Raw genomic sequence first — 12777 nt, 5'->3', positions numbered from 1 at the left:
CCATCAGGACGGGGCCGGTGTCGCGTACTTCCTGGACCTCTCTCTGCCCGGGCAGGTCGGCCACCTCGGCCACCTCGGCCACGTCGGGTGACGTCGCGGAGATGCGGGGAAGAAGGTGCGACAGCCGATGGGAGGTTGCTGTGGAGGGTGGAGATCTGGAACTGGGCGAGCTGCTGGCCGCTGCGGAAGCGGCCCCGCCCGGTGAGTCCGTCGACGTGGTGGCCCGCGACCTGCAGAAGCGGTTCGGTGCGCAGCGGGTGTCCTTCCTGTTCGTCGACCTCATCGGTCAGCGGCTGGTACGGCTCGCCGCGGCCGACGACGAGGTCGCGCACCAGGCGGAGCCGATCAACCTGCAGGGCAGCGTCTACGACAGCGTGCTGCGGAGCCAGCGCCAGCACGTGGAGCCGGACGGCCAGGACGGACAACGCGTCATCACGCCGGTCACCAACCGCGGCGACTGCATCGGCGTCCTGGAGGTGACCCTGCAGTCCGTGGACGACACCGTGCTGCGGCAGGTCCGCGACGCGGCACACACGCTGGCCTACATCATCGTCACGGACGGGCGTTTCACCGACCTCTACCACCTGGGCCGGCGCACCACCGAGACCAGTCTGGCCGCGGAGATCCAGCACCAGCTGCTTCCCTCGGCCCCCTGCTGCGAGGCGGCCCAGTTCACCCTCGCCGCCGGGCTGGTCCCGGCCGACGACATCGGTGGCGACACCTACGACTACACCCTCGACCGCGACACCCTGCACCTGTCCATCACCGACGCGATGGGCCACGACACGAACTCCGCACTGCTGGCCACCTTGTTGGTCGGCGCGCTGCGGCGGGCTCGCCGCAGTGGCTGCGACGCCCTCAAGCAGGCCCACCACGCCCACCAGGCCCTGCTGAGTCACAGCCGCGGGCTGGCCACCGGACAGTTGCTGTGCGTCGACCTCGAAACCGGCCTGTGCGAACTGGTCAACGCCGGCCACCCCTGGCCGCTGCGGCTGCGTGACGGCACCGTCGAAGAGGTCAAGCTCGCCGTCAACCTGCCGTTCGGTGTGGCGGCACCCGCCTCCTACCGCGTCCAGGAACTGCAACTGCGCCCCCGGGACCGCCTGATCCTTCTCACCGACGGCATGCAGGAGCGCGGTGCCGCGGCCGCCGACCTGACCTCGGTCATTCACGACACCCGCGCGCTGCACCCGCGAGAAGCCGTCCGGGCCCTGACGGGCGCGGTCCTCGATGCCTGCCACGGCAGCCTCAAGGACGACGCCACGGTGCTGATCCTGGACTGGCACGGTGATCGCCCCCGACCGGTCGGGACCGGCCCCGGGGAGACAACGGGGATACTGGGGATCAAGGCAGCAGGCGACCAGGGGTGACTGCGTGGACAGTTCGAGGCAGGCGGACGCGCCGGCGGCATCGTCGGGCCCGCCGGGGAGCGTTCTCCGCATGCTCCCGCTGACGGACCGGCCCGGCTGGCGGGCGGCGGGCGAGATCAGTCTGCTCACCCGCCCGGCCTGGGAACAGACGCTGGACCGACTTGCCCGGAGCGACGAAGAGACCTGCCACTTGGAGCTTTCAGCGGTCACCTTCGTCGATGTCGCCGGCGTCTCCGCCCTGGCCATGACCGCCCAGGGCCTTCCGCAAGGGCGACGCATCGTGCTCGAAGAGCCGCCCGCCACCCTGCGGCGCGTTCTGGACATGTTCTGGCCGGACCTGCTTTCTGCCGAGGTGGTCGAGATGATGGGGCGATGACGGCTCCCGGCGTAGAACCGTTCGTTCACCCCGCCTTGTTCTACCGAGGCGAGGAGGAGTACCTGCGCGGCACGGTGCCCTTCGTCCGCGACGGCCTGAAGACCCGGGAGCCGGTGGCGGTGGCCGTGCCGGGGCCGAACCTCGCCCTGCTCAAGGCGGCTCTGGGCGAGGACGTCGCACACGTGACGTTCCTCGACATGACCGAGGCGGGGCGCAACCCGGGGCGGATCATTCCCAGGGTGCTGCGCGCCTTCGCGGACACCCATCGCCAGACGCGGGTGCGGATCATCGGCGAGCCGATCTGGGCCGGCCGCAGCACCGTGGAGTACCCGGCGTGCGTGCAGCACGAGGCACTGATCAACCCGGCTTTCCAAGGCCGGGACGTCACCATTCTGTGCCCGTACGACGCCGACCGCCTCGACGAACAGGTACTCAGCGACGCGTACGCGACGCATCCCCTGATCCTCTCCGGCGGCAGCGAACGGCCCAGCACCGCCTACGCCCCCGAGTATGTGGTCGCACGCTATAACCAGCCCCTGGAGCAGCCGGCGGCGGCCGAGGAACTCGCCTTCCACGCCGACCAGTTGCCGAGCGCCCGGCACTTCGCGGTCGAACAGGCCGAGCGGTTCGGTCTTTCCGGTAGCCGCCTGGAGGACGTGGCCCTGATCGTGGCCGAGCTGACCACCAACAGCGTGGTGCACGGCGGGGGTTCCGGCATCGTGCGGGTGTGGGCCGACGGAGGCCACGTGGTGTGCGAGGTGCGCGACCACGGGGACCTGGATGATCCGCTCGCCGGTCGTCGCCCACCCGCACGGGACAAGCTCGGCGGCCGCGGTCTGCTGCTCGTGCACTCCCTCGCCGACCTCGTACGCATCCACACCGGCCCCGACGGAACGGCCATTCGCTGCTACATCCGCCGGCGCTGACCCCTTCCCCGCAGGCACCCGGCACCGCTCACCGCGGACAGGCCGGTCCTCCGTTTGCGGGCAGCCGCCCGCCGCGGCGCGGACGGGTACGACGAGCGGAGGCCACCACCCTGGACGGGACAGTGACCGCTATGTCGGACGATGTCCTGCGCTGGGGCTGAACCGCGGGTGCCCAAGCGTGGGGAGGCACCGGCGGCGCCCTCCTCATGGAGTGATGTGCGAGGCGAGGAACTGCTGGACTGCCGGTAGGCACGCGAACTGGTCGTGGGCCACGCCGGGGACGACGTCCAGGCGTGCGTCGATCCCGTGGGCGTGCCAGTTGGCCCGCAGTGCGGTGATGCGTTCGATACGGCTGCTGCCCGCGGGCGCGGCTCCCGGTGCGTCGAGGGGTGGCAGATCGGCGGTGCCGGTGTCGTTCCCGCCGATGACCAGTTGGACGGGCAGGTCCCGCAGGGCGGCCGGGTCGATGTCGGTCGCGAACTGCTCATGCAGGTCGGCTGTGCCGTATGGCCAGGGCCTGGTGGCGTCCAGGAGGGTGACGCGTCCGGGTGCGCCAACGGACAGGGAGGCCAGCCGGCCGGGGTGGAGGTACGCGAAGCGGTGGGCGAACTGGCCGCCGCCGGAGAAACCGTGCAGGTGGAAGCGGTCGGTGCGGACATGCCAGCGGGCGGCGGCCTCCTCGGCCATGGCCAGCAGCAGCTCGTCGGGGCGGAACCCGGTCGGGGACAGGAGCTTGTAGCTGTCCACGTCGTTGGGGCCGGTGATCCCGGCGGGGAAGAGCGGAACGAGGACGACGCAGTCGTGAGCTTCGGCGAAGTCCGCGAAGGCGTTGCGGACCGTTTCGCTACGGCGCCTTGTTCCGTGGACGGCGATCACCAGCGGTCGGGGCGGACCGTCGGGGCCGTGGTGCCGGGGGACGTAGAGGCAGTAGGAGAACCGGGGGTCGCGGGCGAGGGCGAACTGCGCCGTGGGGCCGGTGAGGAAGGTGACGCCGGGGTGGCCGGCGGGCAGGTCCCAGGGCGCGAGCGGGCGTTCGGTGGTCATGCGGGGTGCTCCTCGGTCACGGAGAGGTCCATCAGCGGGGCGTACTGCTGGCCCGCGTAACAGTCGTTGTCGCGCAGGTCGCCCTGGACCGTCGGGCGGGGCAGGGACACCTTGACGGCCAGGGCCAGAGGGTGGTTGACGAGCAGGATGTCGGCGGGATCGGTGCCGTAGAGGTCGGAGAACAGCTCCTTGCACAGGAAGCCGCTGGCGACGAGGGCGTCGTAGGCCGCCTGGTCGTGGCACATGAAGTCGAAGGTGAGGGTGAAGGGCCCGGCGTTCTTGGAGCGCACCAGGGAGCAGTGGTCGAGCAGGGTGGCCATGGTTTAGAGCTCCTCGGTGACGGTGCGGAACAGTTCGGTCGGGGTGACGCCGGTGACGACGTGGTGGAGGGTGAACCGGTACAGCGGTCCGCGGTCCGTCTCGGGAGGGGAGTACGGGTAGGCGAGGGTGGAGACCAGGCCGTCGTACTCGGGGACGGGCAGGTGGCTGCTCGCGTGGGCGACGAAGGTGGCGACGGCATGCGCGGTCGCCTGGTCGGGGGCGGTGACGGTGATGAGGACGCCGAGTTCGCGGGGCCGCAGCGGTTCCGGCTCCGCGGTGGCCAGCACGGCTCCTTCGCCGTAGAGGCGGAAGTCGATGTCCACGTCGTCGGGGTCCACGGTGCCGCCGAAGACGTCGAGGATCTTGTCGGCGAAGTACTTCTTGGCGAAGGGCACCAACTCGGGCAGGCGCCGGATGACGACCCGGTCGCGCACGCCGCCGACGATGACGGTCTGGTAGCCCACGAGCTCGGCTCCCTCCAGTTTGTTCGTGTAGCCGTCCGCGGGGACGAAACGCGCCCCACGCACCCGGACCGTGCGGTCGTCGACGCTTTCGTACGTGGCGTCGGTGGTGTCGAGGGTGCCGGACGGTTCGGTGATGTGGTACGGATCCGCGTTCTCGTACAGCGTGTGGGCGGCGACCGAGCGGGGGGTGAGGCGGCTGCCGTCGGCGAGCGCGGTGACATCGAAGTGGTCATCGCGCAGGCGGACGAGCAGGCCGTTGGCGGACGGGGGGATCGCGCAGGCGGCACCGCACTCGATCGTCTTGGCCATGTGCCAGGTCAGTCCGGGGTCGGCACCCCGCATGTGGGGGAGCGCGGCGAACAGCGCGGAGTCGCTGGCCCGTCCGGTGAGGACGACGTCGCAGCCGGAGCGCAATGCCTCCTCGATGGGCTCGACGCCCATCATGGCGACCGTGTGACCGCGCCGGAACACCTCCCGGTCGAGGGCGGGGGCATGCGGCAGGGGCTGGAGACGGCCGGCGTCGAAGAGGGCCTCGAGACGCTCGGCCGGCTGGTCGGAGTAGATCAGGCCCAGCGTGAAGTGCAGGTTCTCGGTAGCGGCGATGTCGCGTACCAGAGCGGCGACCTGGTCGACCCCTACGTCCCGGCCGCTGGTGCCGCACGAGCCGATGATCAGCGGGACCTCGAGGCTGTCGCGGGCGGTGAGCAGCAGGCGCAGGTCGCGGGTGACGGCCTGGTCGGACAGTTTGGGGGTGCCGGATCCGAGGGCGGAGGGTCCGGAGTCGGTGGATCCCGCGTCGCAGGCGATGACATGGGGGCGGGCCGCGACGCCGCGGTGGAACGCCTCGGCGTCGAAGCCGGCGCCGAGCGCTCCGGTCGGGGCGAGGATGCGCAACTCCATGGGGGCTTCCGTTTCTGTGGCGTGGTGGATCGGTGAGTCGGTTGGTCGGTGGATGGTCAGGCCGGTGCGGAGGTGGTTCGACGGGCCAGGCGGGTGAAGACGGCGAAGGTGATCGCGGCGAACACCGCGCCGTTCAGGAGCATGAAGCGCCAGCCGGTCGCGTCGACGGTGAGGCCGAGCAGGGCGGGGCCGAGCGCCGCGCCGGTGGAGGAGGCCACGGTGTACAGCCCGGTGTAGGTGCCCAGGACGTGTCTGCTGGGAGCGAGACCCCACAACGCCACCAGGGCGTTGACGGCGAAAGCCGCGTAGCCGACGGAGGTGACCACCATCGCGGCGACCGTGCCGGGCGTGGTGGGGACGGCGAAGCCGATGAGCAGACCGATGACGAACAGGCCGACGCCGTAGCGCATGGCGCGGACCTGTCCCAGCCGGGACGAGGCGTAGGCGAGGGGCACCACGCACACCAGGAAGGCGATGGCGCCGGGCAGCGCGAGCCCGCCGGCCGCCCCGCGGGACAGGCCCAGGGCCTCGGTGCCGTACGGGGTCAGCAGTGCGCGTACGGCGGACCACATGCCGGCGAAGCAGAAGATGCCGAGCATGAGCAGGGCTCGCGCGCCGGACGGCTCGCGGACCAGGTCTCTCACGACCGCCCAGGGCGAGGTGAAGTCGGTGTCCGTTGCCGGGTCACGGTCACTGTCATCAGGGCGTGGCAGTGCGGCGGAGGTGGGCCGGCGTCCCAGGAAGGTCCAGGACACGGTGAGGATCAGCAGCATCAGGACGGGCGAGATGGCGAAGGCGAGGGTGACGCTGCGGTCGACGACCAAGAGGCTGATCAGGGAGGACACGACGATGGTGAGACTGACCCCGGCCTTCACGAAGCCCTGGGCCCTGCCGCGGTGGCCGGGGTCGACGTAGTCGGAGACCAGGGTCTCCGTGATCCCTTTGAAGGCGTTGGCCGTGGCCGCGAAGGCGACGACGCACACCATGAGGGTGGGCAGGTTGTGCGTCCACGGGATCAGGGCGAAGGGTACGGAGGCCATGGCGGCCCCGGTGAGGATGATCGCCCATCGGCCTTTGCCGGCGCGGGCGCGGCGGTCGGAGAGGAAGCCCATCCACGGCTGGATCAGCACGCCCAGCACGTTGTCCATGCCCATGATCAGCCCGACCAGGCCGGCGGAGGTGATGTAATGCCGCAGCTCGGTGGGGACTTGGGCGTCGTAGAAGTTCCACACCGACTCCTGTGCGAAGACGGCGAGCGTCACCCACAGGACGGTTCCGGCGCTCATCCGTCGCGGGGTGATGATCGGCGTCGACGAAACGGGCCTGGAGGTGGCGCTGCTGTCAGCCATGCGGGGCGTCAAGTGCCGTGGCCCGAAGCAGCGGTGACAGGTCTGCCAGCCTCTCGACGCCCCAGAGGAGGGCGAGGATCTCGGCGCGCTGGGGTTCGGGTGCGAGCGGCCGCAGCAGTCCGTGGAACTTCTCCTCGAACTGCTCGTCCGTCATCGCCACCCGCCCTCCGCCCGGGGCGTCGTGAACCTCTTCCGTCAGCACTTCACCGGAGGCGAGCCTGACGGTGACCCGGTTGGGGATGTACTCGGGAAAGAGGGCGGTCAGCGCGGGATCCTCCCGGACCGAGACGCGTTGAGTGAGCGCCAGGACCGCTGGATCCGCGATCGCCTCGTCGCTGTAGGACGCGATGGTGATCGCGCCGTCCGTCAGCGCCCGGGCCACGGTGTAGGGGAGGCTGTGGTCAGCCGTCTCCCGCGTGGTCGGCTTCCACTTCTCGGGGTCCTTGCCGAGGAAGTGGTGGCCGACGTAGGTCGTGTCGACCTGTACCGAGTCGATCGCCTCGACATCCGAGATCCGCTCCCGTATCGAGAGTGCGGCCCAGACGGCCGTCTGCATCTCCCCGTTCGTCGGCAGCATCTTGGTCAGGGTCCGCGAGACGGCGTAGGACTGGTTGTCCCGGTTCCCGAACCCGCCGACGTCGACGGAGAAGGTGCCGGTGATCTGGTTCATGAAGCCCATCTCCCCCTCGAAGATGGGTGACGGCCCGGTGAAGCCGTGGCTGGCGAGCTCCGCCGCGATGATGCCGTTGCGCGCGGCGTTGGGAGCAGAGCAGCCCTTCCACTGGGAGAGGGTCCCGGAGCGTGCCTGCCGAAGTGCGATGTGGCCGTTCATGGCGATGTTGATCGCCTCGGTCAGCTGCCCTGGCGACAGACCCATCAGCCGGCCCGCCGCGACGACCGAGGACAGAAGCACGTAGTTGACGTGGTCCCATCCTCCGCGGTGCAGGTTGGCGGCGTCCTGGAACCCGCACTGGATCTCGTAGGCGAGGACGATCGCGAGGAGCAGGTCCTCGCCGGAGGCGGCCTCGGACTCGGCGACCGCCAGACAGGCCGGGATGTTGTCGCTGGGATGCCCGACCTCCTTGCCGATGTAGCCGTCGTTGAAGTCGAAGTAACGCACCATCGTGCCGCTGACGAACGCGGCGATGTCCGGCGTGGTCGTCTGCCGCGTGCCCAGAACGGTGGCCGCCCCTGAGGAATGCGCCTCGGCGAACGCCCGGCCGTTGCGCGAGGGCGGCGCGTCGAAGGCGCCGAGTCCGCAGCCGACGCTGTCCACGAGACGCTGCTTGGCCGTGTGGACGGCGTGGGCGCTGAGGTCGGAGTAGCGCAACGACGTGGCGTAGGAACCGAGTTCGTCCGCGAGAGGCATGGGGGTCCCCCTTCGTGAGGTGGCGGTCGAGTCCTGGCCCCGTTCTCCGACCGGCAGTGCTGCTTGCTATAGCGATATGAAGTAGCGTATTTGCTACAGCATCATTGTCAACCAGTGGGACCGGACAGACAGGGGGGCGTCGTTTGAGGACACCGCGGTACGACCGTCAAGAAACCCTCAGGGTCACCGGAGGGCGCCCGTCAAGTTCGCCGAGAAGAGTCAGAGCCTCAGTCCACTACCGATGAGGGATGAAGGCATGGCTACGCTCTTGTACCGGCTGGGCGCGCTCGGCGCTCGACGGTGGCGAACGATGGTGGTCGCATGGCTCCTGGTCCTGGGGGCGGTGATCGGCCTCGGATTCTCGTTCGCCGGATCCTTCCAGGACAGCGGTTCCATCCCCGGGTCACCGGCACAGACGGCGCTGACCCGGATGGACCGTCACTTCCCGGCCCCGGACGTGCAGTCCGCGCAGATCGTCTTCCAGGCCCCGGCCGGCCGGACGGTGACCGATCCCGGCCTGGAGCGGTCGCTGGCGTCAGCCCTCGCCGCGACGAGCGACGTGAGCGGGGTGAGCGAGGTCGGCGACCCGGCCGAGGACGGCACCGTCTCCGAGGACGGACGTACCGCGGTGGCGGAGGTCGAGTTCACCACCAGGGCGGACGAGGACGTACCCGCCGCCACCCTTGACGCGGTGAAGGCCGCGGGCCGCCAGGCCGAGCAGGCGGGTCTGAAGATCATCTACGGCGGGGACGCCTACGAGGAGTCGCACCCTCCCGTCGGGCCCACCGAGCTGATCGGTATGGGCGTGGCGCTGGTCATCCTCGTCATCACCTTCGGATCGCTCGCCGCCGCGGGACTGCCGCTGCTCACGGCCGTCCTCGGCGTCGTCGGCGCCATGGCGGCCATGATGGGCCTGGCGACGGTGTGCGGCGTGAGCGACAACGCGCCCACCCTGGCCATCATGCTGGGGCTCGCCGTCGGCATCGACTACGCCCTGTTCATCGTCTCGCGGCACCGTGCCCAGCTCGCCTCGGGCGTACCCGTCGCGGAGTCCATCGCCAGGGCCAACGCCACCGCGGGCAGCGCGGTCGTCTTCGCCGGCGCCACCGTGATCATCGCCCTCGCCGGTCTCTCGGTCGCCGGCGTCCCCATGCTGACCTCCATGGGCCTCGCCTCCGCGGGAGCCGTCGCCGCTGCCGTCCTGCTGGCCCTGGGCCTGCTGCCGGCGCTGCTGGGCATGCTCGGCCGCAGGCTCGTCCCCAAGCCCGGCGCCCGCGCGGGCCGCCGGAAGGCACGCGGTGGCCGGACCCCGCTGGGGGTGCGCTGGACCGAGGACGTGCTGCGTCGGCCGGTACGCACCCTGATCCTCGGATCGGTCGGCATCGTCGCCCTCGCCCTCCCGGCGCTGCAGCTCAAGGTCGCGGTCACCGACGAAGGCAACAGTCCCACCACCTCGTCGAGCCGTCAGGCCTACGACGCCGTCGGCGACGCCTTCGGCCCCGGAGCGAACGGTCCTCTCGTCATCCTCGTCGAGGACGACGACCCGGCCGTCATCACCGCCACGGCCACCGCCGTCGAGGACACGCTGGATGGCGTCCAGGGCATCGCGGACGTCAGCGGCGTCGATGTGGCCGACGACAAGACCGCAGCCCGCATCCGGATCATCCCCACCACCGGGCCCCGGACGACGCAGACCAGCGACCTGGTCTCCCGCCTGCGCACCGAGATGCGGCCCCTCGCCCAGTCCACCGGCAGCTCCATCGCCGTCACCGGGATGACCGCCGTCAGCATCGACGTCGCCGACAAACTCAGCGGTGCGTTGGCCCCCTTCGCGATCGTCGTCGTCGGATTCTCCCTGCTCCTGCTGATGATCGCCTTCCGGTCCGTCGCCATCCCCCTCAAGGCCACCATCGGATTCCTGCTCTCGGTGGGCGCCGCCTTCGGAGCCACAGTCGCGGTCTTCCAATGGGGCTGGCTGGCCGGCCCGTTGGGGGTGAGCAGCGAGGGCCCGGTGGCGAGCTTCATGCCCATCATCGTCATGGCCGTCCTCTTCGGTCTCGCCATGGACTACGAGGTCTTCCTCGTGTCCGCCATGCGGGAGGACTACGTCCACCACCGCAACGCCCGCGTCGCCATCGTCGCCGGCGCCCGCAACGCGGCCCGCGTCGTCACCGCTGCCGCCCTCATCATGATCTCGGTGTTCGTCAGCTTCCTGTTCTCGTACGACGCCGACATCATGCCGATCGCCTTCGCCCTGGCCTTCGGGGTCCTGGTGGACGCCTTCCTGGTCCGCATGACCCTCGTACCCGCGGTCATGGCTCTTCTCGGTGACCGGGCCTGGTGGCTGCCCCGCCGACTGGACCGCTTCCTGCCCCGTCTCGACGTCGAGGGCGGCGACTTCCAGACCCCGCCTCAGGTTCCCGTCCGGCCCTCCACCCCGGTGGGCACCTGACCGATGACCAGCCACGCCGTTACCGGGACCGCTCAAGGAGCACGCATGAACACCGTCGACACACCGCCAGGCACCACCGAACGCGTGCTGGTGATCGATGACGATCCCGGTATCCGGCGGCTGTTGATCTCGGCTCTCGGCTTCGCGGGCTTCGAGGTCGACGTGGCGGGTGATCTGACGGAAGCGCTGGAACAGATCGGCCGTCGGCCCCCCGACGTCATCGTCCTGGACGTCATGCTCCCCAACGCCGACGGATTCGAGATCCTCCAACTCCTCAGGGATCGCGCGGTGGACGTGCCGGTCCTCTTCCTCACCGCCCGCGACGCCGTCGAGGACCGCGTACGGGGCCTGCGCCTGGGCGGCGACGACTACGTCACCAAGCCTTTCAGCGTCGTCGAGGTCGGCGCCCGGCTGCAGGCCCTCCTGCGCCGCGCACGCAGCGGAGCCGCCACCCCCGAGGAGGCCCCGCTGGGCTGCGCGGACCTGGTCATGGACGATCGCCGCCACGAGGTCCGGCGCGCGGGCCGGGCCGTCGAGCTCTCGCCCACCGAATACCGCCTCCTGCACCACCTGTTGAGCCATCAGGGACAGGTCCTGTCCCGGGCCCAGATCCTGGAGGCCGTCTGGCAGTACGACTTCGGCGGAGACTCCGTCGTCGTCGAACGCTTCGTCTCCAACCTCCGCCGCAAGATCGACCAGGGGCACACTCCTCTGCTGCACACCGTCCGAGGCGTCGGCTACACGCTCCGAGAACAGGCGCAGAAGTGAATCTCCGCAGCCGCGTCACCCGGTCCCGCTCCAGCGTCCGCGTGCGCCTGCTGGCCGGCCTGGCCGTCCTGCTCGTGTTCGGCCTGACGGCCGCCGCGGTCATCAGCGCCTCCCTCCTGGAGGACTTCCTCGACAAGCGGGACGAGAGAACCCTTCAGGCCAGCGCCGACCGGCTCGCCGAGGTGATCGAGCGCGGGCCTCAGACGGCGGACGCGGACCAACTCGCCGCGCTTCTGGGGGCACCGCTCGGGATCATCGTCGTCGACACGGACAACACGGTCCTGGAAAGCACCGGCTCCGCCTCGACGTCAGCCGACGAACTCGTCGCACTCTGCGCCACCGCACCGGCCGGCACCCTCGTCACCCGCGACGGAGACGAAGGCGAGCACGGCCTCGCGGCGGTCCGCATCCCCAGCCCCGGACTCACCATCGACCGCGGACGCGCCGAGGACCCCGTCCAGCCGGCCGCCCTCATCCTCACCATCGACACCTCCGTCGACGACAGCACCGTCGACTCGGTCATCAGGCGTCAACTCGCCCTCGTCGCAGCCGCCCTGCTGGTGCTGCTGGCACTCGCCGTCATCGTCCTGCGCCTCGGAATGAGGCCCCTGGCCCGCATGGCCCGCACCGCCGACGCCATCGCCGAGGGTCACCTCACGGAACGCCTGCCGTCCAGACGCGACGGCAGCGAGGTCGACCGGCTCGCCGAAGCAGTCAACCGGGCCTTCGACGCCCAGGCCCGAGCGGAGGCGACCGTGCGCTCCCTGGCCGCCGACACCTCCCACGAACTGCGCACCCCGCTCTCCACCATCTCCGGATGGCTCGACCTGCACCGCCAGGGCGGCGTCTCGGGGCCGGGCCTCGAAACAGCCCTGGAGCACATCGAGAACGAGGTCGGACGGATGCGTCTGCTCGTCGAAGACCTCGCTCTGCTGGCCCGCCTGGACGCCGGCCGCCCGGTCGAGCTGGACGACGTCGACCTCACCGCCCTGGCCGCGAGCGTCGTCGAGGACGCCCAGATCATCTACCCGCAGCGCAGCATCACCCTGGCAACCGCACCGCCCGCCCCCGTCCTCGGGGACGCCGACCGCCTGCAACAGGTCCTGCGCAACCTCGTCGGCAACGCCGTCCAGCACACCCCTGCCCGGACCGCCGTACGTGTGGCCATCGCCCAGTGGCGTGACGAGGTCCGACTGACCGTCACCGACGACGGTCCGGGCATCTCCCCGCAGGATCTGCCGCGCGTCTTCGAGCGCTTCTGGCGCGCCGAGGCGAGCCGTAGCCGTGCCTACGGCGGCTCGGGTCTCGGCCTGGCCATCGTGGAGGCCATCGTGCACGCCCACCAGGGCCAGGTGCGTGTGGAGTCGGAGGTGGGAGTCGGGACCGAGGTCACTCTCTGTCTTCCCCGCAGGCGGTCCGGGAGCTGACGCTCCCCGTG

The 12777-nt window shown here is 70.5% G+C and carries 11 protein-coding genes; 6 read left to right on the top strand and 5 right to left on the bottom strand.

The genetic code is table 11. The features are described 5' to 3' along the window. The first annotated feature begins 140 nt into the window (after positions 1-140). From ACIBJB_RS14310 to ACIBJB_RS14300, 3 genes are all read left to right on the top strand, one after another. Positions 141-1370 (top strand): PP2C family protein-serine/threonine phosphatase, encoded by a 1230-nt coding sequence (locus ACIBJB_RS14310; protein WP_398930165.1) that lies wholly within the window; start codon positions 141-143, stop codon positions 1368-1370. A 70-nt stretch (positions 1371-1440) separates the two neighbouring features. Next, on the top strand, positions 1441-1746 hold the full coding sequence (locus ACIBJB_RS14305) for an STAS domain-containing protein (protein ID WP_398930163.1): 306 nt from the start codon (positions 1441-1443) through the stop codon (positions 1744-1746). Then, positions 1743-2672 carry an anti-sigma factor RsbA family regulatory protein gene (locus ACIBJB_RS14300; RefSeq protein ID WP_398930161.1) on the top strand — a complete coding sequence of 310 codons (930 nt, stop codon included), beginning with the start codon at positions 1743-1745 and terminating at the stop codon, positions 2670-2672. The genes ACIBJB_RS14305 and ACIBJB_RS14300 overlap by 4 nt, the downstream gene beginning before the upstream one ends. A 204-nt stretch (positions 2673-2876) precedes the next feature. On the opposite strand, the gene ACIBJB_RS14295 is transcribed toward ACIBJB_RS14300, so the two are convergent. From ACIBJB_RS14295 to ACIBJB_RS14275, 5 genes are read right to left on the bottom strand one after another with little or no spacing between them, the layout of a single operon-like run. Further along, a complete protein-coding gene (locus ACIBJB_RS14295) occupies positions 2877-3716 on the bottom strand; it encodes an alpha/beta fold hydrolase (protein WP_398930159.1) in 840 nt (279 codons plus the stop codon). Next, positions 3713-4036 carry a DUF4387 domain-containing protein gene (locus ACIBJB_RS14290; RefSeq protein WP_398930157.1) on the bottom strand — a complete coding sequence of 108 codons (324 nt, stop codon included), beginning with the start codon at positions 4034-4036 and terminating at the stop codon, positions 3713-3715. The genes ACIBJB_RS14295 and ACIBJB_RS14290 overlap by 4 nt, the downstream gene beginning before the upstream one ends. A 3-nt stretch (positions 4037-4039) precedes the next feature. Then, complete coding sequence (locus ACIBJB_RS14285) at positions 4040-5401, bottom strand: acyclic terpene utilization AtuA family protein (protein WP_398930155.1); 1362 nt, start codon at positions 5399-5401, stop codon at positions 4040-4042. 56 nt (positions 5402-5457) lie between these two features. Continuing rightward, entirely contained in the window at positions 5458-6687 is a 1230-nt protein-coding gene (locus ACIBJB_RS14280) for an MFS transporter (protein ID WP_398930153.1), read from the bottom strand. A 55-nt stretch (positions 6688-6742) separates the two neighbouring features. After that, a complete protein-coding gene (locus ACIBJB_RS14275) occupies positions 6743-8119 on the bottom strand; it encodes an MmgE/PrpD family protein (RefSeq protein ID WP_398930151.1) in 1377 nt (458 codons plus the stop codon). A 256-nt stretch (positions 8120-8375) separates the two neighbouring features. Here ACIBJB_RS14275 and ACIBJB_RS14270 point away from each other — a divergent pair, with 256 nt between their 5' ends. Genes ACIBJB_RS14270 through ACIBJB_RS14260 form a run of 3 tightly spaced genes read left to right on the top strand, consistent with a single transcriptional unit; the run spans position 8376 to position 12766 of the window. Then, the gene (locus ACIBJB_RS14270) at positions 8376-10571 is read left to right on the top strand and encodes an MMPL family transporter (RefSeq protein WP_398930149.1); all 2196 of its coding nucleotides are present in this window, start codon (positions 8376-8378) and stop codon (positions 10569-10571) included. A 45-nt stretch (positions 10572-10616) separates the two neighbouring features. Beyond that, the gene (locus ACIBJB_RS14265; protein ID WP_398930147.1) at positions 10617-11339 is read left to right on the top strand and encodes a response regulator transcription factor; all 723 of its coding nucleotides are present in this window, start codon (positions 10617-10619) and stop codon (positions 11337-11339) included. Further along, positions 11336-12766, top strand: coding sequence for a sensor histidine kinase (locus ACIBJB_RS14260; protein WP_398930145.1), 1431 nt, complete (start codon positions 11336-11338; stop codon positions 12764-12766). Before ACIBJB_RS14265 ends, ACIBJB_RS14260 begins: the two co-directional genes overlap by 4 nt. Positions 12767-12777 lie beyond the last annotated feature (11 nt).

It is taken from the genome of Streptomyces sp. NPDC050759 (assembly GCF_044456945.1).
Lineage (GTDB): Bacteria > Actinomycetota > Actinomycetes > Streptomycetales > Streptomycetaceae > Streptomyces.
This window is presented reverse-complemented; position numbering and strand designations above follow the sequence as displayed.

Excerpts from the sequence above, each read along its gene's own strand:
- ACIBJB_RS14305 (WP_398930163.1), top strand. The coding sequence starts at position 1,441 with ATGCTCCCGCTGACGGACCGGCCCGGCTGGCGGGCGGCGGGCGAGATC.
- ACIBJB_RS14300 (WP_398930161.1), top strand. The coding sequence starts at position 1,743 with ATGACGGCTCCCGGCGTAGAACCGTTCGTTCACCCCGCCTTGTTCTAC.
- ACIBJB_RS14295 (WP_398930159.1), bottom strand. The coding sequence starts at position 3,716 with ATGACCACCGAACGCCCGCTCGCGCCCTGGGACCTGCCCGCCGGCCAC.
- ACIBJB_RS14290 (WP_398930157.1), bottom strand. The coding sequence starts at position 4,036 with ATGGCCACCCTGCTCGACCACTGCTCCCTGGTGCGCTCCAAGAACGCC.
- ACIBJB_RS14285 (WP_398930155.1), bottom strand. The coding sequence starts at position 5,401 with ATGGAGTTGCGCATCCTCGCCCCGACCGGAGCGCTCGGCGCCGGCTTC.
- ACIBJB_RS14280 (WP_398930153.1), bottom strand. The coding sequence starts at position 6,687 with ATGAGCGCCGGAACCGTCCTGTGGGTGACGCTCGCCGTCTTCGCACAG.
- ACIBJB_RS14275 (WP_398930151.1), bottom strand. The coding sequence starts at position 8,119 with ATGCCTCTCGCGGACGAACTCGGTTCCTACGCCACGTCGTTGCGCTAC.
- ACIBJB_RS14270 (WP_398930149.1), top strand. The coding sequence starts at position 8,376 with ATGGCTACGCTCTTGTACCGGCTGGGCGCGCTCGGCGCTCGACGGTGG.
- ACIBJB_RS14265 (WP_398930147.1), top strand. The coding sequence starts at position 10,617 with ATGAACACCGTCGACACACCGCCAGGCACCACCGAACGCGTGCTGGTG.